This is a genomic window from Emticicia soli, assembly GCF_037860775.1.
GTDB classification, from domain to species: Bacteria; Bacteroidota; Bacteroidia; order Cytophagales; family Spirosomataceae; genus Emticicia; species Emticicia soli.
In genome coordinates this window covers 163,334-189,252 of record NZ_JBBEWC010000012.1, presented here as the reverse complement: position 1 = coordinate 189,252, position 25,919 = coordinate 163,334, and the positions used below count along the sequence as shown (strand labels likewise).

Below are 25,919 nucleotides of genomic sequence, written 5' to 3'. Positions count from 1 at the left end.
CCAAGGTAAAAAAAAATCTTTTAACTCCATAGCCCAATAAATAAAAAAGCTAAAACAGCCGATAAATAAATTTATTTGCTGCTTCTTTTCATTATATCTTACTTCACAACAAAATTGTGTAAGTATTAGCCCCCGGCTTCATAAAATGAGTTTATTTCTCTGAACTATTATTTGCTATAATCGTGAAAAAAATACAGCTGATTTCGTCTTTATTTTTTGCGCTAATATGCCTTAACAATCCAAAAGTAGCATTGGCACAAAACAATACAAGTACTGGTGTCATCAGAAAGACCAGCATGAATAAATCGGTCTTTGAATCGACCTCTCTAAATTCAAGCAGAATAAGCCTTATACCTACCAATACCGAATTTGAAGTTTTAGAGGAAAGCAGCGTGGGGAATTTCCTTTGGTTTAAGGTAAACTACCAGGGCGGTATCGGTTGGATAACCGATACCGGAACGGCCATTCAGAAGAAAAATAATACAAGACCTCAAACCCAAAGACAAGTAGCATCGCCCATAAAAGGGAATCTTTCAGAGGGAGCTGCATTACTTTTTAAAGATGTAAAAAGCCGCCTGAGCGATGAAGAAAAAAACACCATTTTTAGAATGCTCGGATTCAGCATATCGAAAGACAAAGAAATGTTTTGTCTTTTGGATGACACCAATAAAGAATTTCCATTCAGTACAAGTGTATTCCCGACCGATTTGAACAAAGATGGTGCCGAAGAAATTTTTATTACTTATGGTAATACCTATACATCTGGTATGGAAGGATCTGAAATTGTAGCATTAATCAAAAATCGTGGAGGTAGATATGAAAAGAACCTTGATTTTCCAGGTCTTCTTCCTCAGGCACTTACTAATCTTAGTGGTGGTTATCCTGATTTACTGATTCCTGGCCGTGGATTCCAATACCCCGTTTGGCGCTGGAATGGCTCAAAATATGATTATAATCGACAAATAAGTGACGCACAATCCCAAAAAACACCCAATACTTCTATTATCACTTTCAGTCAAGCCTATCAGAAGAAAGTTGCCACAGCAAAACCCCAACCTGATTTGTCTGGAAATAATGATAATATTACTTCAAACGAATTGTCTAACTCAAGCAATATAATCAAAACAAAACCTCAGCAACAACTTAATGTGGAGACCTCTTACAGAACTGAGGTTGATTCAGTAGCTTATCCGTCGGCAGTTGTACGAGTTATAGGCCAGATTGCCACTGCCAAAAGAAATTTAGTTCTCTACGACCGCCCTAGTTTTAAACTTGGCGAACCACTACTTATTGTGCAAAAAAACATAAGTTTTCAGATAGAAGAAACGTATAACCAATGGCCAGAAAATTGGTATAAAGTAAGTATAAACGACATTAGCGGCTGGGTAAGCGCCGAAAACACTACCCTTAAAAATGATGGTATTTCTAATACCTATACTGCTGGTAATATTACTCCTACAACAAAAACCCCTACATATACCATGAAGAAAGTCAGCCGGCAGTACGATTGGCTTAGTAAAACAACAGGTAAAAGTGTAGGCGCAATTACTGCTGATTATGAATATCCGCTCTTTGACGACGAACAACTCAATGCAGCCTTACGTAAAAAATTTACAGAAGGGGTATCTTTCGAAAAAGCCGCCGATAACTACATAGCCGAACAAAAACAAACCTATGCCAATTATACCGATGATATGTTTGGCGCATCAGGCCTGGGCCAAGGCTACGATTTAAAAATCACTGTTTCCCGACAGCTCCCTGATTTTACCGTGCTAAAAGCAAGCTGGGGAGAAGACAACGAGGGAGCAGCCCATGCACAACATGGCCAAATAGATGTGATTTATGACAACAGAGCAAAAAAAATTTTACAATTAGATGGTATACTGATAGCAGGAGGCCGCAGCGCACTACGCCAGATAGCAGAAAAGGTATTTCGTCGGGACGAGAAACTAAGCACCACAGCCTCGCTATGTAATAATTATTTGTTTGATAATTGCAGGTTTGAGTTAGCCCGCAATTTCACAGCCCATAAGGGCACTCTCGAATTGATTTATGACCCCTACGAAGGCAAATCTTTTGCGGCAGGTATTTGGTCGGTGAAGCTTAATTATGCATCAGTGAAACAGCTTATCAAACCTGAGTATCAGGGTTTGTTTAATTAGGGGGAATGCTAGTAGCCCCACTCCGAAATGTGGCTAGCAACCCAGGTTCTGTATAATAAAGCGAGTCGTTCAGAAGATGACTCGCTTTATTATTATATGTTACAAAGACTTATTTAACCCAAGCCAACTCAGGTACCTTAGAATAAAAACAAAGTATCAACTGAACATAGAATTAAATAATTAAATACTTTTGATACGTAAAACCGTACCAATCAGCCACGTATACATTAAGCCGTATATTTGCTAAAAGTACATTCGAGCCTTTAGAATATATTAATACCTTAGATATGAAAAAAATCCTACTGCTAGGCTTATGTCTGGCTTGTCTCAATTCCTATGCCCAGCTTGATTTAAAATTCAATAGTGATGGTGTGTTGCAAGATTTTAGCAATACATACACTAAAGATATTAAATCTGTACATGGAGCTTACCCAAGTATTTTATTAAATACTAATACAGTAAACTTCTCAATAAAATACCCTACTGAAAAATCTCTTATTCCTAATAAGCTGATAAATTTATCGACAAATCTTTCTGATAGCAAATTTACTGATGACCCTATTTTCAGGATGATTTTTCCGATACAAACCAATATAGATATTTTTCGAAGAGGTATCCCAACTTCAGGTGCATCATTTTATGAGCCAAACCCTGACTCAAGATTTCCATTTAAAGCTGCAACAAAAAGCTATTATGAATTTCTAAACAATACAGGTGTGCAGATTACTTCTGTAAGTGGAGTAACTGAATCAGCAACAGGTATCCCTATAAAAGATGTAAGTTCATTTAAAATTAAACGAAAACAATTTGATAATCAAATTATTGTTAATCATCTGAATTCTTTAAAAAAAGGTAATGGCTTTTATAATGGAGAATGGGAACAATATAAACCCTTGCTAAATGAGATTTCAAAAGCCAATGAAAATTGGGGCAAAGAAATAGAATTAAATGATTTTTTGAGTAACGGGAATTTTAACATCAGCGCAGTTAAGTATCTTGATAGCCTGAATGCTGGCAGAAAAAACTTTGAAGTACTTTTAGAAAAAGTAATTAATGATAACAGAGAATGGATAAAAAGCTGGTTGTGGTTTACTGAAGGTAAAATAAAACTTAACCCTTTTGATGTAACAGACCCTACTCCGCAGATATTAATTGTTGAAGAAGACATAAAACTGGCAGAAGAAAAAATAAAGCTACTGAACGCTTATGCTCAAAATAGGTCTACTTCAACCGATGAGAATTTCAGACTTTTTGAGGCTGATTTAGAACGTATTACTTCCGGCGTAGTAATTTTAAAGAAACAAAAAGAGGAATTACTTTCTTTGAAAAACAAATACAATATTTGGCTAAATAGTATCAAACAAAGCTCTTTTATTTTATATGATGGAGCCTTGCCTTTATCTGACATAAACCAAATTAATTGGATTCAACATTTCAATGCCAACAAAAAATTTGAGTTTCTTAATAAGCCCTCCGGTCTACCACATTCTATAGCAGAAAGAGACCAAATCATTGTTCTTGCGCATAATTTAGGTAAAGACAAAGATGTGAACCTAACGTCTACAGAAAAACTCATTGACTTAGAGCCACCTATTGTAGTAGAACTTAACCCATTTATAGACGCTCTTACGAGCGCATTTGCCCTTATCCCGAACGTAACTAAGGTAGCGAGTGTACTTCGTCCACTTTTCAATAAAGGTATTCAAACTAAAATTGAACTTACAAACGAAAATAATGGACGAGATTTTATCTCTACGAACAAAAATAGAAATAACAATAATCCTATATGGGAGGGTACAAAATCTAGGGATAATGAAGCGGCAAACGAAGTTTTTACTGAAATAAAAGAAGACACTACCTTTTTAAAGAGACTAGATAAGGATATTGTTTATAAAAAAATTATAATTCTGGCTGAAGGAGGAAAACTTAAACAAGCAGATAGTTTGCTGCGAATCATAAGCGAAAAAGGAGCTAATCTGAAATATATTGCTGAAAAAGATTGTGAAACTTTTATCAACAAAAAAGATTTAGTCAATAATGTAATTAATGAAGGAGTTCTGGATTTCGATAATGCAAAACAAGCTATAGTAAAGCAAATAAGTAACATACAAAATAAAGAAGACTACTTTATTCTAAGCAGCCTTATATTAGGTTGTGAAGATACCCCGGCTTATAAAAAAGCAATTGAGAACTATAAAGAATTCAAAGTCAAACTTAAATGGCTTTCTGAACAAACTACACCTGTTACAGAAATTGAATTTAATAAAGAGCCCTATACATTTTATCGAACAAAAGTACTTTTCCCAGAAAAAGAGCTAGTTTTAGAAAAAACGAAAGAGGTAAGTCTTGAACTTTTCCCAAGCGATACACCTGAAAAAGCAATTCTTAAAAAAACATATAAAAAGCACGAACTCCCAATCGTCTGGCCTATGGGAGGCATAGCCTTAATTCCAGAAACCCGAAGTACAGTAGTTTATGACAATGCAACAAAAGCTTTCAAGAACGATACTAAAATTAGTAATATCGAAGGTTTTGTGGGGGTAAAGATTTTTCCGTGGCGAACAAATATTACCTATAAACAAAAATCTACAGACCTTACTAATTTCGGAGATGATACAAATTTAAAACGAGGAAATTCATTCCTAAACAGAGTTTCGTTTACTGTAGCCTTGGGAGTAAGCCATTCTTTTGCTAAAAACTATTTATTAGGTATAAACATTGACCCTACCCCGGGCATTGGAATAAATGTTGGCATAAATACTTTTCTCAAAAAAGGCTATTCTCTTGAAAATGGCGTAGTTGTAGACGAGTTCACAAGGTTTTCAAAGCCATATATTTATTATGGGGTAAATATCGACCCTGCTATTTTTAATAAAATTATCAAGCTATTTAACTGATTTCAATTATGAAAAAAAAGCTTCTATTAATAATCTTTGTAGCACTAATGCCCATATTGTTTTTTCAATGTGAAGATGAAAGCACAGGTAGTGGTATTTATGAAGAAAAAACTATTCAGGGGACTGTCTATTATCAGGACACCCTACTTGAAACGCCTGAAAAAAAAGCTCCTGAAGCTGATATTTATTTACATGCAGATACAATAAAGAATCCTTATTTGTATGCCATCAAAGCAGATGCTGAAGGGAAATTCGAGCTTCCTTATGTACTACAAAAAAATACTAATTATCAGATTAGAGGCGAGTTGAAAGCTGACAACATAGTATATAAAGGAGCTATTTTTAAAACAAAAGATACAGGATTAAAATTACTTTTAACACAAGAGACACCAGCAACTACTTTGAAAATCAAGTTAAAATTAAGCGACCAGCCTTTTTATAATGCTAAAGTGTATTTGTTTACCAATAAGGAATTATTAGCAGTCCATAAGGACACATCTTTCAACAATGTAACAGGATATACGCTTCAAGATTCTTCAAATTCAAGAGGAGTTGTGTTATTCAAAAGCTTAAATAACGATGAAGGTAATAAGTATTACATTTTCACTAAATACAATATCGGGAAAAACAAATATTTAGATTCTACCAGCATATCATTATCCAATACTCAAGGTAACTTTAAAGTTATTGAACTAACAAAATCAGTAAATCTATAATAATCTTCAGCGCCTGATTAAACCAATTGAATTCAATCAGGCGCTACACATTTATCAAGAATTTTATAAGTCAAATTCTCTGCTAAATTTCACCAATCCACAATTCTTTCCCTATCTTTGAAATACCAATTTCAACCTCTCTGACCTAACGATGTACAACAATTCTGCTGATTTATCCGAAATCGTTAACCTATTCGATTTCGAACAAATGGCTGCTACTCGCATGTCACGCATGGCTTACGAATATGTAGCCAGCGGCGCAGCCGACGAAATAAGCCTCCGCTGGAACCGCACCGCCTTCGACAACATCAAGCTCAACACATCTGTGCTTAACGATGTAAGCCGCCTCGACACTTCCTTTACGCTGCTGGGTCGCCCTATGCCCCACCCTATCATGATTGCCCCCACGGCTTTCCACAGGCTCATGCACCCCGAGGCCGAACTCGCCACCGCCAAAGGCGCAGGCATGGCAAATACTACCTATGTGGTAAGCTCGTTTACCACTACCCCACTCAACCAAATTGCGCAGGCTGCCACTAGCCCACTCTGGTTTCAGTTATATGTGCGAGACGACCGCTCTTTTACAAAAGACCTCGTTCAACAAGCAGAGGCACTCGGTTATCAGGCACTTTGTATAACTGTAGATACCCCAACGCCGGGTATCCGAGACAGACAAGTACGTGCTGGCTTTGCCCTGCCCGAAGAAGTAATTGCGCATTATTCACTAGGCGAAATTGGTGCGCCCAAAAATCCTATCACCTGGCGAGACATTGAATGGCTGCAATCTTTTACCAAAATACCAATCTTGCTGAAAGGCATTATGAGTACCGACGACGCCGCAAAAGCCGTGCAAGTGGGTGTATCGGGCATTATTGTGTCTAATCATGGCGCTCGCAACCTTGATACCGTACCGGCCACTATTGAGGTGCTGCCACGCATTGCAAGCATTGTAAACAAGCAGATACCGATTTTGCTCGATGGCGGTGTGAGACGAGGAACAGATATTCTTAAAGCCATTGCGCTGGGTGCACAAGCTGTGCTCTTGGGTAAGCCTATTTGTTATGGGCTGGCCTGTGGCGGTGCCGAAGGTGTGGCAAAAGTAATAGAAATACTGAAAGACGAGCTTCATCTGGCTATGTTACTGACCGGACAGCCCCGCCTCGTAAACCTCAACCGCTCGCTTATCTGGCATTAAGCAATTTGCACCGCAAAATAAATATTCACCCCTTAAAAAACAACGCTAAATCATTACAAAATAGGCTATTTTACCACCAGATAAGTTTTTTTTGATAGTCTGCCATTAAACGCCTAACTTTCGGGTCAATTACAGCAAAAGTTGTTTTGGATAGGGCTACTTCTTTTTAGTAGCTCCTATTTTTCAGGGTTTAGATTTAATATCCTGATTATGGCTATTCAACAAAGCCAGTCTGACCTGGTTCCCAAATCTGGAAAGTCCAAATCTTTCTTCAAAAAACTTAAAATCTCAATTATCTGATTCCCAAATAAGAGCCAACGGCTAAACTATACGCAGATTTCTACGGCATTTTCATTAATAAATCCGTAATTTTGTAACTCCAAGCAACACGAAATATGGTAAAACTTAGCACATTATTTACAGATTTTTTTGAAAGCGAAAAAGCAGGTGGTCTGATACTGATTGCATGCACTATTTTATCGCTTACACTGGCTAATTCTGGTCTGGCAGCCGACTATACCCATATATGGCACACCAATCTGGGTGGCCAGCCTTTAGAATATTGGATAAACGACGGCCTTATGACCATCTTCTTTCTACTTGTGGGCCTTGAATTAGAACGAGAAGTGTATATCGGAGAACTTTCAAACCTGAAAGACGCTCTGCTTCCTATATTTGGTGCCATAGGCGGAATGCTAGTTCCGGCGGGGCTGTATCTGGCCTTTAACTGGGGCACGCCCGGCCAATCGGGTGCCGGAATCCCGATGGCTACCGACATAGCCTTTGCCTTGGGTATCTTATCTTTACTTAACGATAAAGTACCTGCTTCGCTAAAGGTTTTTCTAACGGCTCTGGCTGTTATCGACGACCTAGGGGCTATTCTGGTAATTGCAATCTTTTATACCGATGGGCTTTTGTGGAGCAATCTGCTTATAGCACTTGGCATAATGGGCATATTATTTATACTAAACAGGCTCAAGGTTCGTAACCTGATTCCGTATATATTAGGCGGCATTGTAATGTGGTATTTTATGTTACATTCGGGGGTACATGCCACAATTACAGGGGTTTTGCTAGCATTTGTTATTCCGTTTGGCAATGGCAACGAAAAATCTACTTCTTATGTATTGCAGCATTCATTACATAAACCTGTGGCTTTTTTTATACTCCCACTCTTTGCATTGGCCAACACAGCCATTGGTTTAAGTGGTAATCTGGGCGACATCCTCTCTCAATCATACAGCATTGGTATTGCTGTTGGGCTTGTATTAGGTAAGCCTGTTGGTATTTTTCTGCTGGTTTTTCTGGCAGTTAAACTCAAAATATGCCAGCTCCCTAGCGATATCGACTGGAAAATCCTTGGTAGTGTCGGCTTTCTTGGTGGTATTGGTTTCACCATGTCGATATTTATTACCCTCTTGGCTTTCAAAGATGCCACGCTAATCAACGATGCCAAATTCGTGATTCTCTTGTCATCTTTAGCTGCGGGTGTGCTTGGCTATCTTTTTCTGAACTTCACCCTGAAAGGCGAAGCACAAACCGAAGAGCAAGGCACCGAAGCCTAAATATACAGGGCATATAGGTATAGCTGGCAAATACACCTGCTGGCCATGCCTATATGCCCTGGCATTTTACACCCCCTGCTTCTGGCCAACACAATAACAAAGCCCATCGGGGGCCACTACAAAGAAAACCTTCCAATTGGTAGTACCGTGTCTCTGGAAACTAAAATCTGCATTTCCTTTATCCCAGCCTTTGGCTTGTAGTTCTGCAAATGCCGCTTCTACATTGCTTACCTCAAAAAAACAGCCATCTTGCGTAGGGTCGCCGCCGTTTTCGGCCAAGCCTATTTCAAGACCATTGCGACTCAATACAACTGCCTTATGTGGCGTATCGTACTCGGCCGTTTTTATGAAACCCATAATGTTTTCATAAAAAGGCAAAGCCTCTTCAACACTATTCACAGGCAAATTCATTTTATCCTGCTGGTAAGGCCAGGCGTTTTTGTAAATTACTTCCGATGCATCCATTTCCTTAGAATTATAGCTATTTTTAATATTGAACCTGTTTAAACTTATTTCTTTTCCCTACGAATGGCTAATTTTCATTAAAGGTTTCAATAACTCCGAGAAACGCTGTGCAAAACATAGTGCAATTCCGTTTTAAAACAGTTCGCTGCGATATTTTTAATTAATTTCTAATGAGTAAGGGTACAAAATTATGTGAGAGTATTGATATAAAAATAACAACTAAAAATTGTATCATTAAAACATCATTTCCTGTTGAGGCGGACGGCCAGTCTACAATTAAAAAACTTGAAGAGAAGTATCTTTTAAGAAAAGATTTTTCAGTTTTTATTGGCGGGTGGCTAACCTACGAGTTTAAATGATGCCTCTTTTGCGGACGGCTAGTCTTGTTTACTTTTTTTCAGGTAAAAAAAGTAAAAGCCTTCCAAATAAGAATTAGTGAAAAAACTATAAATAAGCAGGTTTCTAAAATTAACATATAGTGAATTGGTTTGAAATTTTAATGTCAAACAATATTTTCTTGGTGCTTACATTATCTTAAATAAACCACCCCTATTCTTCTATCACTAAATCATTCAATTCTATTTCTACTCATAAAAACACCCGCCAGCACCAACCAACTCACCAAGCCAAACACAAATACACTAAACCCAACAACACTAAGGAAATTGAATTTTGTGAGAACACCTACAACTCCTGCCGCAATTATCACAAAACCATAATAGCCTATCCATTTAGGTAACTGGGCTTTCAGAATAATAATAACCGACCACAAACCAATGGCAAACACACAAGCTGCAATAAAAATATAAGACATAGCCGCATTAATGCATCTACCATAACCCATTATGGCTTTCAATATACCAGAATCTATATCGGAATTGATATAACGCCCAACAAAATGAGGCAATATGAGACCATTGAAAGCCCCGGCCATCATGGCAGCTATTAACCCCCCACAAAAAACAAAGAAAGCCAGCATGGCTATTCTATTGGTAGTTTGCAACAAAACCGACAAGCCCCATGCCCCAAAACCAATAAAAGGCATACAAAAAATTGCCAGCGAATGCGAAAAAACCAACACCGGTTTTATATGATTGATGTACTCCATGCTGCCCCCTGTTGGGTGCAATACCATTGTAATAGTAGCCAATAATGCGCCTATAAAGAGGCAAAAAGCAGCTGTTTTTCTGAATTGCGGTTCCATTTGATTGTTGCTAAATTGTGAGCTGCAAAAATGGTTTATCAGCGTCAAATCAGCACTTGATTCAAATCAAGAAATAGGCAGATTAATAATTTGCCCGCACACGGCTGAGGGTTTCGGGGGTAATTTTGAGGTAAGAGGCTATCATTTTAAGCGGAAACTGTTGCAAAAGCTGCGGTTTGGTGTCGAGCAGGTAGTTATATTTTTGTTGAGGTGTAAGTGCATTATCAAAAAAATGGATTCGCTGCATACCCTGCTCCATTATTTTACCTAGCTGAAAAAACACGGGCGAGGTTTCAATAAGCTCGTGCACCTTAAAAATGTTAAGCTCAAGCGTCTCGCAATCGGTATAGGCTTTTATTTGCGTAACTGAGGGCTTCTGGCCAACAAAACTCTGGTAGTTCATCACCCAGTCGTTGGTAGTATATAAATCAATGATATTTTCGTCGATGTCATCAATAGCAAACTGATATACCGCCCCGGTCTGAACCAAAAACACCGACTGGCAAATTGCACCTTCTGCCAGCAGCACCTCATTCTTCTTGAACTGCCGCCGCACAAACTGCTCCTCGAGCAATGCCAAATCGGCATCACTAAACCTACCAACTTTATTTAAAATAGCCTGTAACATCTAAATTATTGTCAAACGTCGACGGTCCGTCGCACGGTGCAGATTGTCGAATTTTTTGCAGCTCCAATCACTCATTCACTAACTCAATCACTAATAATTTATTCACTAATTCGCCATTAATTCCCCTCATGCGGTTCTACATGAATAAGTATCTGGTCTAGTTCGGGGATTTCGGCTTGCAGGTAATCTTTTAGCTGGTGCGCTACTCTGTGGCTGTCTCGCACGGTCATATCGGCATCTACTTCAATGTGCAGGTCAACATGATATTTCATCCCTGCTTTGCGCACAAAACATTTCTCGGTATCACGCACGCCCTCTACCTGCAACGATTTCTTCTTAATAGCTTCAATAATATCATCATACAGGTTTTCGTCCATAATCTCACCCAGCGCAGGGCGCACAATCAGGTAGCAATTGTATAAGATAAAGCCCGAAGCAAACAAAGCCGCCCAATCGTCGGCAGCCTCGTAGCCTTTGCCTAAAAACAAAGCTACCGAAATACCTATAAAAGCAGCCACCGAAGTAATAGCATCGCTACGGTGGTGCCATGCATCAGCTTTCAGTGCCGAGCTGTTGGTTTCACGGCTTTTTTTCATCACAATCTGATACGAAGCCTCTTTCCAGAGAATAATCAGACCGAGCACAATCAAGGTCCATGATTTTGGCAGTTGGTGCGGTGTCTGGATATTCTTAATGCTTTCGTAGGCAATTACCCCTGCCGAGGCCGTCAGAAAACCCACAACCAGAAACGTAACCAAAGGTTCTATTCGTCCATGCCCGTAGGGGTGGTTTTCGTCGGCTGGCCTACTTGCATACTTCAAGCCAAACAGCACGAGCAGCGAAGTAAAAATATCGGTAGTAGACTCAATAGCATCGGCAATCAAAGCATAAGAGTTACCAAAAAAACCGGCAAACCATTTAATTGAGGCTAAACCAATGTTGCCAAAAATACTAAAGTAAGTAGCTTTAATAGCTTTTTCTTCGGGGGTGTTTGCCATCTATGCGTGTATTGCTGCGCTGCACTTATTTACAGAGCTAATTTGCTTAATTTTCTGCAAAGGTAGGCTAAATGCTATTATAAAAATGTTAATTTACTAATTTCTGGTAATTATGTGTGCATAATCCAACAATTTACAGCTTGTTTACTATTCAATTAAGTTTTAAACTTATTCTTCTTTCAGTACATAACCCATTCCAAAAACCGTGTGAATCAGTTTTTTCTCAAAGCCCTTATCTATTTTGTTTCGCAGGTAATTAATATAAACTTCAACATAATTGGTGCCTTTATCAAAATTGATACCCCACACATTTTCGGCAATCTGTATCTTTGATAAAACCCGCCCCTGATTCCTGAGAAAATACTCTAGCAACTTATATTCCTGAGCCGTCAGGTCTATGTTTTTTCCGGCTCTATGCACCGTTTTATTATCAAGGTTTAGCTCTATTCCATCAAACTTAAGTACTTGGGCTGTCATGAGCACTTCTGACGAACGCCTGGTGAGCGAACGCAGCATGGCTAGTAACTCGGCAAACTGAAAAGGCTTTACCAGGTACTGGTCGGCTCCGGCATCAAAACCTGCCACCTTATCGGCCGATTCTCCCAAGGCCGAAACTATCATTACGGGCGTTTGCACACCTGCATCACGCAGTTCTTTTATAAGTACATAGCCATTTTTACCTGGCAATATAATATCGGTTATAATACCATTATAAGTATTACGCAGCGCAAGTTGTTTGGCAATCAAACCATCATAGGCAATATCTACTTCGTAGAAATTCTCTTCCAGACACTGCTTGATAAGTTGCACGCTTTTAGGCTCATCTTCAACCAGGAGTATTTTCATTTAAAAAGATAGATTAGTACTTCTAACGAAATTCTAATTATAGCTTAAGCCTTTCCTAATACTTATACAGCAAATTTGTTTTATAAAAACGTAAGCATTTAAGCCTTGGCTATAATCAGGTTTAAATTTGATTAAGATGAAGTTTAAGAAAACTAAAGAAGCCGGTTTACAGCAAAATAACTCTTTCAGCAAAAAATTGTTGTTCCTGATTTCTTAGCATAAAGTAAGTATAAAACTATGTTTTAATCAAGATGTTTACTGATGAATTCTTTCTAAAACGCTTTTGCTTTAATGAAACCTCTCAGAAAACCTATGCTACCCTAAAAGATGCACTAGGAAAAGGCTCTGAAAAGTGCTGTTGTTTATCAAAAAAATGAGGCTGTCTCAAAAGAAAACTGCACAAAATATTATTTGGCAAGGCTTCAACCCCACACCCCAACCCCTCTCCCCAACAATGGGGAGAGGGGCTTTTTTGTCCCCTCCCCATTGTTGGGGAGGGTTAGGGTGGGGTATTCTCCAAATATTATTTGGTATAGAAAACTTTTGAAACAGCCTCTTTTATGCGCATCAGTTAATAATATGCGTTTTTATCAGATGCCGCATTTGTTGCCACATTATATCCCACGAGTTTGTTTTCAGAAACTCATCAATATTTTTCTTCCATTGTTTTCGTTTGTCGGCCGAAAGCACCTCTTCTATGGCAGTCTCAAACTCAAATACATTTTCGGCTACATTCACCAAACCCATTTCCTGATACGGGCTTATAATATCTGCAACCGGAGTAGCCACTATGGGCTTAAATGCCGCCAGATACTCAGGCGTGCGGGTAGGCACTTGTACCTGTTTTGTTTTATCGGTCGATACCAAAATTAAAGCCGCATTCCAGCCACTGATATATGAGGGCATTTCCTGATACGATTTTTCACCGAGGTAATGAATATTCTCTGCCTTAGGCAAAGTGTCTTCATCAATACCCACCACAGGGCCTACCACTACAAACTGCCAGTCGGGGCGGCGGTGGGCAAGTGCCCTGAGCAGTTCGGCATCAAAGCACTCATCAATTGCCCCATACAAGCCCAACCTCGGACACAATATTTCTTCCTGGTCGGCGGGTTCGGGCAATTGAAGTCTTGCCTGCATAAAATGCTCTTTATCAATGCTACTCGGAAAATTATATACCTGCGGGTGCCAGTTTTGCTTGGCTTCAAATAGGGCATTGCCATTAGTAAAAACCAGGTCGCTTTGGCTGATAAGCTCGTTTTCTATATCTATCAGGCTTGGCTGTGCCGTGCGTATCGGGCTGGTGCAGTCATACACAACTACTCTCGGATACAACTCATAAGTGTACTGAATACCCATAGGCGAATAATACCATGTGCCGAAGTTATTAATCTTATACTCAGCACATAGCTTGCCCAATAGCTTATGCATTGCGTTTTTCGTATCAACTTTCGACGATGTCTCTGGTAGCCGGATACTCACCACAAATAATCCCGTATGTTTTTTTAGTTCTTTTACATCATAATCAGGCACTTTAGTATCTGTATCAAAAATGGGGTCTTCTATATAAAACACTCTCCATTTTTTTGCGGCATGGCTCATCAGGTGTTGCGGACGCTGAAAAACCCCCTCCCACTTAACAGGCGAAAAACAAAGAAGCGTATCTATGTTGTCTTCTTCCCGTACCTCCACAATCTGCTTATCATGCGGGAATTCGTAATCGTTTATATTAAGATTTTCCATAATTACTTCTTATTTTACTCATAGTAAAGTATAAATAAATGTACCTCGGTTATCGAACCCATTATAGCTATAACCAAGAGGCAGATAAGTATGAAATGGGGAATAAGCCTCAAGAAGTGTGGATAAAAATACCCATCAGCAAAAACCTGTAAAGCATTGATTTTCAGGAACTTTTAAGACATAAAAGCGTATTTAGGCCGATAAAACCTAAATATTCCGGTTTTATCTATCTTAACACAGTATAATGCTTAGGTAGGCAACCGCTCAGTAATTTTTGGTACGCAATTTGTCTTTTCAATACAACAAAGTATGTTTAGTGCTGTTATCCTTAAAATTATAAAAGCCATGCCAACACAACAAGAACACGACAAGAAACTACGAGACGAGGCCCATCTGAAAATTCTGAAAGCCAAAGCTATGCTACTCGACGCACAAGTGCAGATAGTAAAAATGAAAGCAATGGCACTAAAAGCCCGTGTGCAAGCCTTGAAAAACATTTCATTGATTACCCATGTCGATTTATAATTGAGCAATTGCTGATGCCTTATACAAAAAAAGGCTTTGCAATTGCAAAGCCTTTTTACTCTAATACCAATATTTACTTCTTTCTCTCTATCTTTATTCCTGTGTAGCAGCCTCATTGATATGAGATTCGGCCAGGTCTGTTAATTTTTTATCTGCGTTGCCTTCCTGATCTAAAATATCTTGTAACACAACTGCGGCATCATCATGCCCCAATATGCGTGCAAGGGTTCTTAAAGTACCATACGACGCTATTTCATAATGCTCTACTTTTTGTGCGGCCATAATCAACCCGCAGTCGCGCACCATTGTGCCTTTGTCTGTCGATTCAATTATTTCTTCCCCTTCTTTTATCAATCCTTCCATTGCAGGGCATACTTTCGCTTGTGCTTTTTCATCAATCAATTCAAATACTTTTTCAACTTTTTTCACCTGCTCTTCTGTCTCACTCAAATGTTCTTCAAAAGCAGATTTCAAATCTTCTGACGTAGCAGCTTTAGCCATTTTAGGCAGCGCTTTTGTCAGTTGTTTTTCAGCCCAATAGATGTCTTTCAGTCCATCCACAAATAATTCTTTCAGTTTTTCACCCTCTTGTTCTGATGCAATGTAATTTTTCATGATACGAGTTTGTTTTGTTGTTTTGGATTAATGTATCTAATGCTTATTTAGCCTGAAAAGCGAAAAAAATATACCAATCGATTACCCCATTATAAGTACTGATTTATGGGAATTGTTTTACCTGAAAATTGCGGTTGAGCTATTTGGCGAGGACAAAAAGTAGCACTCAGAACAATATAGGCAGGTATGGTATTTTATTGTTTTAATGATTGTTTTTTTATATTATATTTCTCGTTCTTTTACGCTTATCGAAGTAGCGCCGGCTTATGTTTTTCTGGCCTCTGAAGACGCCAGTTATATAAGCGGGCAAGTGATTCATGTAAACGGCGGCACTATTGTAAACGGATAAGACAATGAGCCTGAATCGTTCAATAAAAACATGGATAAACCTATTTTTACATTAAAATTCGGTTAAAGGATAATTTTTTTGTGCTTAATAGGCAATTTTTAGATAAAAAAAACTATTTTTATAGAACTTACTAAATCTAACAGAATAAAAAAGACAGTCAACAATAAACAGAAGCTTATATAGCCATAAGAAAACAGCTTCACCTCATAATACCTTTCTAAATAGCAACTCTATGCTTGCTAAAATAAAGCATAGCCATGAAACATACACAGTGCTATTTTTTTAAAATAGCCTAAGCGAGCCATCATTGTATCAGGCTCAGCCATAAACTTAAAGTATTATAAAAGACCTTACTATGCACGTATCATTAAATGTAGTCTTGGCCGAAGACGACAAAGACTATCAGGAAATATTCAATAATGCGCTCACCGAAGTAAATATTCCGACCAAACTCACCGTTGTGAGCGATGGGCACGAACTCATGAAAACATTGCAGTCCCCGGATGCGCCTGCTTACAATATTGTGGTTCTGGATATTAATATGCCAAAAAAAGATGGCATTGAGTGCCTCAGAGAAATCAGGCTCGATAAAAACCTGAGCAGTACTTTTTCGGTGATACTCACATCAAGCCTTGACCCCATGATAAAGGCCAACGCCTACGATGCCGGCGCAAACCTGTTTCTTACCAAGCCCGAAGATTTTGATGAATATGTAGAAACCGTAAGAAAGATTTTAACCTCTGACTGGCAAATGAACTTGCCCATATTTTTCTGATAAAAAATACAGGTAGAGACGTACTGTGTACGCCCCCTTTGGCCTATAAAAATTAGAAATTTATCTATTAAATTTTATTCATCACATAAGATTTAACAGGCCAATGAAGCCGCAAACATGGCGTCTCTACCAGAAAACGATATTAAACGGCTGCATTATTCTTTTATCCACCTCCCGATATAATAAACCACAACTTTAGCTGTTATTACTATATAAGTAAAGGCACAAAATTATTTGAGAGTATTGATACTAAAATAACAACTAAAAATTGTATCCTTAAACCATCATTTCCTGTTGAGGCGGACGGCCAGTCTACAATTAAAAAACTTGAAGAGAACTATCCTTTAAGAAAAGATTTTTCAGTTTTTATTGGCGGGTGGCTAACCTACGAGTTTAAATGATGCCTCTTTTGCGGACGGCTAGTCTTGTTTACTTTTTTTCAGGTAAAAAAAGTAAAAGCCTTCCAAATAAGAAATAGTGAAAAAATATAAATAAGCAGGTTTCTAAAATTAACTGATAGTAGAATTGGTTTGAAATTTTAATGTCAAATAATATTTTCTTGGTACTTACTGCACTATAATTACAATCCCCCTCCCTTTTACAATTAACCTGGTTTTTCACGCTTAGAAAAATTTCTGAGCAACTATACCTTCCTGAACATGATACTAATGAAAAAAATTAACGACATCAAAGCTGTCCTCAAAGACGCGCTGCAACATTTCGGCATACATTATGAAGAAATAACAGCAAAGAGTACCGACGATGGCAAAACAATTGTGCTGGCAAAAAAGAACTGCCCCGTGATGTTCGAAAACTTCACCCGATTCATAAAAGCGCAGGGCTTTAAATACCAATCGTACTTCTGCCCCACCCGCCACCGTATCAAAATAGATGTGTCGTTTTAATCTTGAACTTTGATTTACCTGATTAAACTGATTTTTATGATTTTAGTATTATAGAAAAATGGGCATTATTTAAAATTGAAAAAATCAAATCAGGTAAATCAAATAAATCAGGTGAATCACAGTTCAGACAAAATCACTCATTCACTCAATTCTCCAACATCTGACCAATCTCATATTATTCCCGAACATTCTGCCCTACTTTTGGTGTTTTATATCTAATTAAGCTCCCTTCCTCTCATTAATCAGACTGAAACATCATGACACACACATATTATATTCATGGCATGTCGTGCGATGGTTGCCGCACCAAAGTAGAAAAAACCCTCAACAGCATAGAAGGCATACACGCCGAAGTGAGCCTTGAGCCACCACAGGCCATCGTGCACATGCAAAAACATATTCCGTTAGAGCAATTGCAAAGTGCCCTGTCGGCTGTTGGCAAATATACAATCAGCACCGATAGCAAAGCACCACATACCGATACCCACCAGCACTCGCATGGGCATCATCATGCGGCGCATACAGGGCACAAGCATACAGCCACGCCACAACATGGCAAAGGCACTTATTATTGCCCCATGCATTGCGAGGGCGACAAAACTTATGAAAAGCCCGGCAATTGCCCCGTGTGTGGCATGAATCTCGAAAAAATGCCTGAGTTGCCCACCAGCGCAAAATATACATGCCCCATGCACCCCGAAATTGTGCAGAATGGCCCCGGCTCCTGCCCCATTTGCGGTATGGATTTAGTACCCATGCAACCCAGCGACAACGAAGAAAACCGCACATATCTTGACCTCCGCAAGAAAATGATTGTGGCGCTTATCTTCACCGTTCCCGTGTTTCTGATAGCCATGATAGAAATGATACCCAACAACCCATTGCTCCGCATCATGGACGTGCAATATTGGAACTGGGTGCAGTTTGGCTTATCGCTCCCTGTTGTGTTTTATGCAGGCTGGCTGTTTTTTGAGCGTGCGTGGCAATCAATCATTAGCCGAAACCTCAATATGTTTACGCTCATTGGTTTGGGCACGGGTGTAGCCTTTATATTTAGCATTATAGCCTTGCTTTTTCCGAATGTTTTTCCTGACGAGTTCAGAACCCATCACGGCTCGGTTACACTTTATTTTGAAGCCTCAACGGTTATTCTTACACTCGCACTTTTAGGGCAGTTGATGGAAGCACGGGCGCATACCCAAACCAGTAGCGCCATAAAAGAATTACTAAAACTAAGCCCGACCGAGGCCATTAGAATAAGAAACGGTGCCGATGAAAAAGTATCGATTCATGATATTGCCGTGGGTGATTTACTACGCATAAAACCCGGCGACAGGATTCCGGTTGATGGCAGGATAAGCGACGGCGAAAGCAGCATCGACGAGTCAATGATTACAGGCGAACCGATTCCGGTCGATAAAAAATCGGGCGATGCCGTAAGCTCAGGCACTATCAACGGCAATAAATCATTTGTGATGCGCGCCGAAAAAGTGGGTTCTGAAACCCTGCTGGCGCAAATCATAAACATGGTTAATACTGCCAGCCGCTCAAAAGCCCCAATCCAGAAACTGGCCGATAGCATTGCTGGTTACTTTGTGCCAATTGTAATGATAATCGCCTTCGTTACATTTCTGATATGGGCTAAATGGGGGCCGCCGCCATCGCTCAACTATGGGCTTATCAATGCCATTGCGGTGCTAATTATTGCCTGCCCTTGTGCTTTGGGTTTGGCAACACCCATGTCGGTTATGGTGGGTGTCGGCAAAGGGGCACAGTCGGGCGTGTTAATCAAAAACGCCGAGGCCCTCGAAAACATGGACAAAGTAAACGTGCTGATTGTTGACAAAACCGGAACCATCACCGAAGGTAAACCCTCAGTCGAAAAAATCTCTGTACAGCAAGCCGACGAAAACGAAGTATTAGCTTACATAGCCTCTCTGAACCAGAATAGCGAACACCCATTAGCGCAAGCGGTATTGAACTTTGCCCAGGCCCGCCATTTAAAATGGCCGCAAACAAAGAATTTTGAGGCCGTAATGGGCAAAGGCGTAACAGGCACAGTAGACGGAAAACAAGTAGCACTTGGCAACAAGGCACTTATGGAAAGCATAAAAGCCCAAATGAACCCCGAGATTGAGCAAGCAATTGTAGCCGAGCAAAAGCAAGGCAAAACGGTATCTTATATAGCCATTGATGGCAAACTGATAGGCTTTGTGAGTATCACTGATGCCATAAAGCCCGATAGCAAAGCCGCCATTAATGCCCTGCAAGCCGAAGGCATAGAAGTAATAATGCTGACGGGCGACAACGAAAATACAGCCGCCACAGTAGCCAAAGAATTGGGGCTTTCGGCATATAAAGCCTCTTGCCTGCCCCAAGACAAGCTAAACGAAATAAAACACTTACAAGCCAAAGGTAAAATAGTTGCTATGGCCGGCGACGGTATAAACGATGCCCCTGCCCTTACGCAGGCCAACATTGGTATTGCTATGGGCACAGGCACCGACGTAGCCATCGAAAGTGCCCGAATTACGCTCGTAAAAGGCGATTTACAAGGCATAGTGCGTGCCAAACGCCTGAGCCATGCTGTAATGAAAAACATCAGGCAGAATCTGTTCTTTGCTTTTATTTATAATATCCTGGGTATTCCGGTAGCAGCAGGCTTGCTCTATCCGTTTTTCGGCATCTTACTATCGCCCATGATAGCCGCCCTGGCCATGAGTTTCAGCTCGGTATCAGTTATTGGGAACGCACTGCGGTTGAGAGCTATATCTTGAACTTTGATTTACCTGATTAACCTGATTTTTATGATTTCAAATACCGAGTGATTGATTATGATTTGAATTCAATTTAAAATCATAAAAAATATATCACAAATTAATCAGCGAAATCAGGTTAATCAGCTAAATCAAAGTTCAAGACATTTTCTTAAACCTATACAAAAACGGAGCTTTGTTGGCTGCCCCTGTAAATTTCTTTTCGAGGCGTTCCAGAATATCAAGGTCGAGAATCATTTTCTGAAAATTATTACGGCGGAAAGGTCGGTCAAGAATCGTTTCATATAAATCCTGTACCTCTTTCATCGTAAAAGTTTCGGGCAACAGGTTAAAACCTATCAATTTATGGTTAAGCATCAGCCGTATGTGTTCAATCGCTTTTGTTACAATATCGGCGTGGTCAAATGCCAGCGGAGGCAACTCATTAATATCATACCACTCGCAGGTTTCGTCTAATTCAGAGCAAAGCGGCACAACCTTATGAATATCTACCAAAGCATAATAGCCTATCGAAATAAACCTGCGTTGTAGCCACGCAAAATCTGCCTCTACCAAGCCCGCCTCAGCAATACTCTCTTTATGAATTTCCTCAAGGCTCTTCATTAATTTGGGCGACGACCGCTCAAGGCTACCAAACACCATAAACTGTTCCAGATAAATATCACGTATGGCTGTTCGGTCGGCTAGTATCCTCAGCGCAGCTTCTTCAAGGCTATCGGTTTGCCTGATAAACCCACCTGGCAGCGTCCATATATTCAATGCTTTCAGTTTAGGCAAAAGCACTTTCAGTTGCTTGTTATGAAACCCCAAAATAACGCAGTCGATAGACACCTGCTCTATATAATCTCCCTTCTGAAACATTCCCATAAAGTGTTGTATTGGTGTTTGTGTAAAAATAAGGCACAAATCCGTTTCTGAGCCATTTTTCTAAAACCTGTACTATTTGTTCTCAGATAGGTGCAAAAATAGTCAAATTTTCATTATTGTCTAAAAAAAAGACATTATATCTTGTTTTGTAATTTTTAAGTATTCACATTTGTGTTGGGAAGAAAGATTATACTGTATAAAGAGTTAGTTTTTATTTAACATGTGATAAGATATTAGGTTGGATTTATAACCCCACCCTAGCCCTCCCCAACAGTGGGGAGGGGACATAAAAACACCAATACTTTCACTCTTCCTCATTTATACAGTAAAGATTTTTTAGCTCCCTCCCCACTGTTGGGGAGGGTCGGGGTGGGGTCAATACGACAAACTTTTACAAAACAACAACAGCCAAGCTGTCTATTAGTACCTCTAAAAAAATCAATTATTAAATGATGATGAAACGCTTAAAAACATTTTCCCTTCTTTTAACCTTGCTACTGGCCTACAACTGGGTGCAGGCGCAGGTAAAAAAGCCTAACCTATTGGTTTTTAGCAAAACGGCTTCGTTCAGACACGCCTCTATCGATGCCGGCAAAAAAGCCCTTGCCAAAATGGCTACCGACAAAGGTTTTAACGTAACCTTTACCGAAGATGCCGAAGCCTTTAACGAAACCGACCTGAAAAAATACAACGCTGTGTTGTTTCTGAACACCACAGGCGATGTGCTGAACGACAAACAACAAGCCGTTTTCGAGCGATTCATTCAAGCAGGTGGTGGTTATGTGGGTATCCACGCCGCTACCGATACCGAGTACGACTGGCCTTGGTACGGCAAACTGGCTGGGGCCTATTTCTTAGACCACCCAATGACCCCAAGCAACGTACAGAAAGGTAAATACAGCGTTGTGCAAAAAAACCATTGGGCTACACAAGGAATGCCTGATGAGTTTGAAAGAACCGACGAGTTTTACAGTTTCAAAGATATTTCGCCAAAAATCAACGTATTGTTGACTATCGACGAAAAAACATACCAAGGGGGCAAAAACCCCGACTATCACCCGATGAGCTGGTATCAGGAGTTCGACGGCGGCCGCTCATTCTATACAGCAATGGGCCATACCGACGAAACTTTTGTTGAGCCATTGTTCCTTAATCACCTATATGCGGGTATCAACTACGCTATGGGTGGGCCAAACCCTAAACCACTGAACTACGCCAATGCTCGCCCCGAAGAAAACCGTTTTGCCAAAGTAATTTTGGAAGAAAAACTAGACGAGCCAATGGAATTGAGCGTCTTGAACGACGGTCGCATTTTGTTGATTGAGCGCAAAGGTGCCGTAAAGCTCTACAACACCAAAACCAAGCAAATGAAAACCATTGCTACTATACCTGTAAGCACCAAATACAAAAACAAAGAAGGTAAAGAATCAATGGGCGAAGATGGTTTGATGGGCCTAAGCAAAGACCCTAATTTTGCACAAAACCACTGGATATATTTGTTTTACTCAATCCCAGAGGAATCAAAAAATATCCTGACCCGCTACGAGCTAAAAGGCGATGAACTGGTGCTTTCATCAAAAAAAGTATTGCTTGAAATACCAACCCAACGTGAAGAATGCTGCCACACAGGTGGCTCTATTGCCTGGGATAAAACAGGTAACCTCTACCTATCAACCGGCGACAACACCAACCCGCACGGCTCAAATGGCTATAGCCCAAGTGACGAACGCCCGGGTCGTGAGTCGTGGGATGCACAAAAATCATCGGCCAATACCAACGATTTAAGAGGTAAAATCATCAGAATAAAACCAACTGCCGATGGCGGTTATACTATTCCAGAAGGTAACTTGTTCCCGAAAGGCACAGCAGGCACTCGCCCTGAAATCTATACAATGGGCCACAGAAACCCATTCAGAATTTCGGTTGATAACAAAACAGGTTTTGTGTATTGGGGTGAAGTTGGCCCTGATGCCAGCAAACCTGCCGACGACCGTGGCCCGGCCGGACACGATGAGGTTGGACAAGCCCGCAAAGCTGGTAACTTTGGCTGGCCTCACTTTGTAGGCGACAACAAAGCTTACAACAAGTTTGATTTTGCCAATAACAAATCATTAGAGAAATGGGATGTAAACGCTCCTACCAATACATCGCCAAACAACACTGGTTTAAAAGTATTGCCTCCGGCGCAAAAAGCCTTTATCTGGTATCCGTATGCTGCTTCTAAAGAGTTCCCACTAGTAGGTAGCGGTGGCCGTAATGCTATGGCAGGTCCTGTTTTCTATGCTGATAATTTCAAAACTGCACAACGTGCATTCCCGAAATATTATGATGGCAAACTCTTGATTTATGAGTGGATGCGTGGCTGGATTATGGCCGTAACGATGGATAAAGACGGCAACTACGTATCGATGGAGCGTTTTATGCCTAGCTACAAATTCAGCAACCCAATGGACATGGAATTTGCCGAAAACGGTGATTTATATATGCTTGAATACGGCTCGGGCTGGTTTACAGCTAACGACGACGCCCGCCTGATTCGTATCGAATACAACGGTGGGAACCGCAAACCACAAATTGCAATGGCTGCCAACCAATTGGGCGGTGCAGTACCTTTCAACCTTAAATTAACATCAAAAGGCTCAACCGATGCCGATGGCGATGCCCTGAAATACACTTGGCAGGTTACCTCTAAAAATGGTTTCAACAAAACCATCAGCACGCCTGATGCAAGCCTGACGCTTACAAAACCGGGTATCTACAAAGCAACCCTTACTGTTAACGATGGCAAAGGGGGTACTAACGCACAATCGCTTGAGATTGTGGCAGGTAACGAGCCTCCGGTATTGAGTTTCGATATGCCAAAAGGTAACAAATCGTTTTATGTAGCCAACAAATCGTTCGAATACGATATTAAAGTAAAAGACAAAGAAGACGGTACGCTTAACAACGGTATCGACCCTGAAAATGTGGCCGTAAATATCGATTACCTTGCCGAAGGGTTCGATAAAATAGCCATTGCACAAGGCCACCGCTCGGCCGATGCAAGTGCAGCTTTCTCGACAGGTAAAAAACTGATTGAAGCAAGCGACTGTAAAGCTTGCCACAGCCCAGATAAAAAATCTATCGGGCCAGCATACCGTGATGTAGCCTCAAAATACAAAGGCGATAAAGAAGCCGTTGACCGCCTGGCTAAGAAAATTATCAGCGGTGGAAGTGGCGTTTGGGGCGAAACTGCTATGGCAGGCCACCCACAAATATCAACTGCCGATGCAAGCGAAATGGTAAAGTATATCCTGAATTTCGCCAACGAAAAACCAAAAGCAAAATCGTTGCCACTCAAAGGCACATACACAGCCAAATTACCGGCTAACGACAAAGGCAAAGGCGTATTTATTGTACGTGCAGCCTACGAAGACCAAGGCGCAAGCGGTTTACCATCGCTTAAATCAGAAGAGACTTTCACGCTCAGAAATGCCAGCCTTGGCGCACATGATTTCGATAAATACGAAGATGTAAACAAGATGTCGTTCGGTGGCCGCAACCTTGCCATGCCTGCAAAATCGGGTGCCTATATGGTATTGAATAAAGTAGATTTGAATGATGTAACCGAATTGCAGATACAAGCAATGGCACCAAAACCACAGGTAAATGCACTAGGCGGGAAAGTAGAATTGCGCCTCGATAGCCCTAAAGGTAAATTAGTCGGCGAATCACAATTCCTTGAGCCAAGCGAAACTATGAGCATGACGCCAAACATACTGAAAATACCAATCGGTAAAGTAGAAGGCATACACGATATATATGTGGTATTTGTGAATCCGAAAGCTGAAAACGGTACATTGATGATTGTAACAGGCTCAGAGTTTAAACTCAACCTGCCGGAATAGGCAGAACGGAAGGTTTACCAACAGATTTATAGCAAAAAGTTGGTAAACTTAACCTTAAATTCGGCGACCACAGTACAGCAATAAACCCCGCCAAGCCCCTGGTTTTGAGGGGAAGAAGCAGTAAGACAGTTTAATCTTGAACTTTGCCGGGGGCGGCGTACCGCTTTAACTGATTAACCTGATTTCTCTGATTTCATTATTGAAAATGATTATTATATAAATTTTAATTCAAATCATTTTAATCATAAAATCAGGTAAATCAAAGTTCAAGACAACAATCACTCAATACATAACCAACGTTTATATTTAAAAACCAAAATCAATGAAAACCCTGAAATCAGTATTCACAATTGTTTTATTAATGGCCGCTGTTTCTATGGCTAAAGCACAAGCAGTTACGCATGATTATTTCATAGGCAACTGGGAAGTACTAGTGAAAGACACACCGCAAGGTGATGTGAAGCTACCAATGATTTTCAGCTTTGCCGATGGCAAACTTTCAGGAAAAGTAATCAACCCTGAAACCAAAGAAGAAGGCGCCATGACATCGGTAGAAATGAAAGGTGAAGAGCTATTTGCTACTTTCTCGGCCGGTGGTTATGATTTAACAATGCTTATTGCCAAAAAAGACAACGACCAATTTACAGGCAAGCTGATGGATATGCTAGAAGTAATAGGTACAAGAATCAAGTAATTGAAGTTTATAAAAAACACCTCTGTGGCCTTTGCTCAGAGGTGTTTTTTTATGCCCCCAATTTCAGGCACTAAAAATACTGTATTGTATTAGCATTTATTTGTTT

Annotated in this window: 20 protein-coding genes; 12 read left to right on the top strand and 8 right to left on the bottom strand. The window is 40.1% G+C overall.

All coding sequences use genetic code 11. The features are described 5' to 3' along the window. The first annotated feature begins 182 nt into the window (after positions 1-182). From WAE64_RS19610 to nhaA, 5 genes are all read left to right on the top strand, one after another. A complete protein-coding gene (locus WAE64_RS19610) occupies positions 183-2,162 on the top strand; it encodes a DUF3298 domain-containing protein (protein ID WP_340239376.1) in 1,980 nt (659 codons plus the stop codon). 287 nt (positions 2,163-2,449) lie between these two features. Further along, positions 2,450-5,059, top strand: a complete 2,610-nt coding sequence (locus WAE64_RS19605) for a hypothetical protein (protein ID WP_340239375.1) — start codon at positions 2,450-2,452, stop codon at positions 5,057-5,059. Positions 5,060-5,067: 8 nt separating this feature from the next. Continuing rightward, the gene (locus WAE64_RS19600) at positions 5,068-5,775 is read left to right on the top strand and encodes a hypothetical protein (protein WP_340239374.1); all 708 of its coding nucleotides are present in this window, start codon (positions 5,068-5,070) and stop codon (positions 5,773-5,775) included. 151 nt (positions 5,776-5,926) lie between these two features. Further along, positions 5,927-6,970: an alpha-hydroxy acid oxidase gene (locus tag WAE64_RS19595; RefSeq protein ID WP_340239372.1), complete on the top strand. Its 1,044-nt coding sequence runs from the start codon at positions 5,927-5,929 to the stop codon at positions 6,968-6,970. Between the two features lie 395 nt (positions 6,971-7,365). After that, complete coding sequence (gene nhaA / locus WAE64_RS19590) at positions 7,366-8,535, top strand: Na+/H+ antiporter NhaA (RefSeq protein ID WP_340239370.1); 1,170 nt, start codon at positions 7,366-7,368, stop codon at positions 8,533-8,535. 66 nt (positions 8,536-8,601) lie between these two features. On the opposite strand, the gene WAE64_RS19585 is transcribed toward nhaA, so the two are convergent. From WAE64_RS19585 to WAE64_RS19560, 6 genes are all read right to left on the bottom strand, one after another. Beyond that, positions 8,602-9,000: a VOC family protein gene (locus WAE64_RS19585; protein ID WP_340239368.1), complete on the bottom strand. Its 399-nt coding sequence runs from the start codon at positions 8,998-9,000 to the stop codon at positions 8,602-8,604. Between the two features lie 568 nt (positions 9,001-9,568). After that, complete coding sequence (locus tag WAE64_RS19580; RefSeq protein WP_340239366.1) at positions 9,569-10,204, bottom strand: hypothetical protein; 636 nt, start codon at positions 10,202-10,204, stop codon at positions 9,569-9,571. An 82-nt stretch (positions 10,205-10,286) separates the two neighbouring features. Beyond that, positions 10,287-10,832, bottom strand: a complete 546-nt coding sequence (locus WAE64_RS19575; RefSeq protein ID WP_340239365.1) for a Crp/Fnr family transcriptional regulator — start codon at positions 10,830-10,832, stop codon at positions 10,287-10,289. A 116-nt stretch (positions 10,833-10,948) separates the two neighbouring features. Further along, the gene (locus tag WAE64_RS19570) at positions 10,949-11,830 is read right to left on the bottom strand and encodes a cation diffusion facilitator family transporter (protein WP_340239364.1); all 882 of its coding nucleotides are present in this window, start codon (positions 11,828-11,830) and stop codon (positions 10,949-10,951) included. 168 nt (positions 11,831-11,998) lie between these two features. Continuing rightward, positions 11,999-12,676 carry a winged helix-turn-helix domain-containing protein gene (locus WAE64_RS19565; protein WP_340239362.1) on the bottom strand — a complete coding sequence of 226 codons (678 nt, stop codon included), beginning with the start codon at positions 12,674-12,676 and terminating at the stop codon, positions 11,999-12,001. 567 nt (positions 12,677-13,243) lie between these two features. Beyond that, complete coding sequence (locus WAE64_RS19560; protein WP_340239361.1) at positions 13,244-14,419, bottom strand: glycosyltransferase family protein; 1,176 nt, start codon at positions 14,417-14,419, stop codon at positions 13,244-13,246. Between the two features lie 345 nt (positions 14,420-14,764). On the opposite strand from WAE64_RS19560, the gene WAE64_RS19555 reads away from it, so the two are divergent. After that, on the top strand, positions 14,765-14,944 hold the full coding sequence (locus WAE64_RS19555) for a hypothetical protein (RefSeq protein ID WP_340239359.1): 180 nt from the start codon (positions 14,765-14,767) through the stop codon (positions 14,942-14,944). A gap of 93 nt (positions 14,945-15,037) precedes the next feature. Here WAE64_RS19555 and WAE64_RS19550 read toward each other — a convergent pair whose 3' ends face one another. Beyond that, positions 15,038-15,559, bottom strand: a complete 522-nt coding sequence (locus tag WAE64_RS19550) for a YciE/YciF ferroxidase family protein (protein ID WP_340239357.1) — start codon at positions 15,557-15,559, stop codon at positions 15,038-15,040. 196 nt (positions 15,560-15,755) lie between these two features. Here WAE64_RS19550 and WAE64_RS19545 point away from each other — a divergent pair, with 196 nt between their 5' ends. From WAE64_RS19545 to WAE64_RS19530, 4 genes are all read left to right on the top strand, one after another. Continuing rightward, complete coding sequence (locus WAE64_RS19545; RefSeq protein WP_340239419.1) at positions 15,756-15,908, top strand: SDR family oxidoreductase; 153 nt, start codon at positions 15,756-15,758, stop codon at positions 15,906-15,908. A gap of 355 nt (positions 15,909-16,263) precedes the next feature. Continuing rightward, positions 16,264-16,683: a response regulator gene (locus tag WAE64_RS19540; protein ID WP_340239355.1), complete on the top strand. Its 420-nt coding sequence runs from the start codon at positions 16,264-16,266 to the stop codon at positions 16,681-16,683. A 668-nt stretch (positions 16,684-17,351) separates the two neighbouring features. Beyond that, positions 17,352-17,588, top strand: coding sequence for a hypothetical protein (locus tag WAE64_RS19535; protein WP_340239353.1), 237 nt, complete (start codon positions 17,352-17,354; stop codon positions 17,586-17,588). Between the two features lie 257 nt (positions 17,589-17,845). Next, positions 17,846-20,365, top strand: a complete 2,520-nt coding sequence (locus WAE64_RS19530; protein WP_340239351.1) for a heavy metal translocating P-type ATPase — start codon at positions 17,846-17,848, stop codon at positions 20,363-20,365. 138 nt (positions 20,366-20,503) lie between these two features. Here the strand turns inward: WAE64_RS19530 and WAE64_RS19525 are convergent, their stop codons facing one another. Continuing rightward, positions 20,504-21,226, bottom strand: a complete 723-nt coding sequence (locus WAE64_RS19525) for an NUDIX hydrolase (RefSeq protein WP_340239349.1) — start codon at positions 21,224-21,226, stop codon at positions 20,504-20,506. 458 nt (positions 21,227-21,684) lie between these two features. Between WAE64_RS19525 and WAE64_RS19520 the strand changes: the two genes are divergently transcribed. Together WAE64_RS19520 and WAE64_RS19515 are read left to right on the top strand one after the other, a co-directional pair. Next, positions 21,685-25,119, top strand: coding sequence for a ThuA domain-containing protein (locus WAE64_RS19520; protein WP_340239417.1), 3,435 nt, complete (start codon positions 21,685-21,687; stop codon positions 25,117-25,119). A gap of 322 nt (positions 25,120-25,441) precedes the next feature. Continuing rightward, positions 25,442-25,813: a hypothetical protein gene (locus WAE64_RS19515; protein ID WP_340239348.1), complete on the top strand. Its 372-nt coding sequence runs from the start codon at positions 25,442-25,444 to the stop codon at positions 25,811-25,813. Positions 25,814-25,919: the final 106 nt, after the last annotated feature.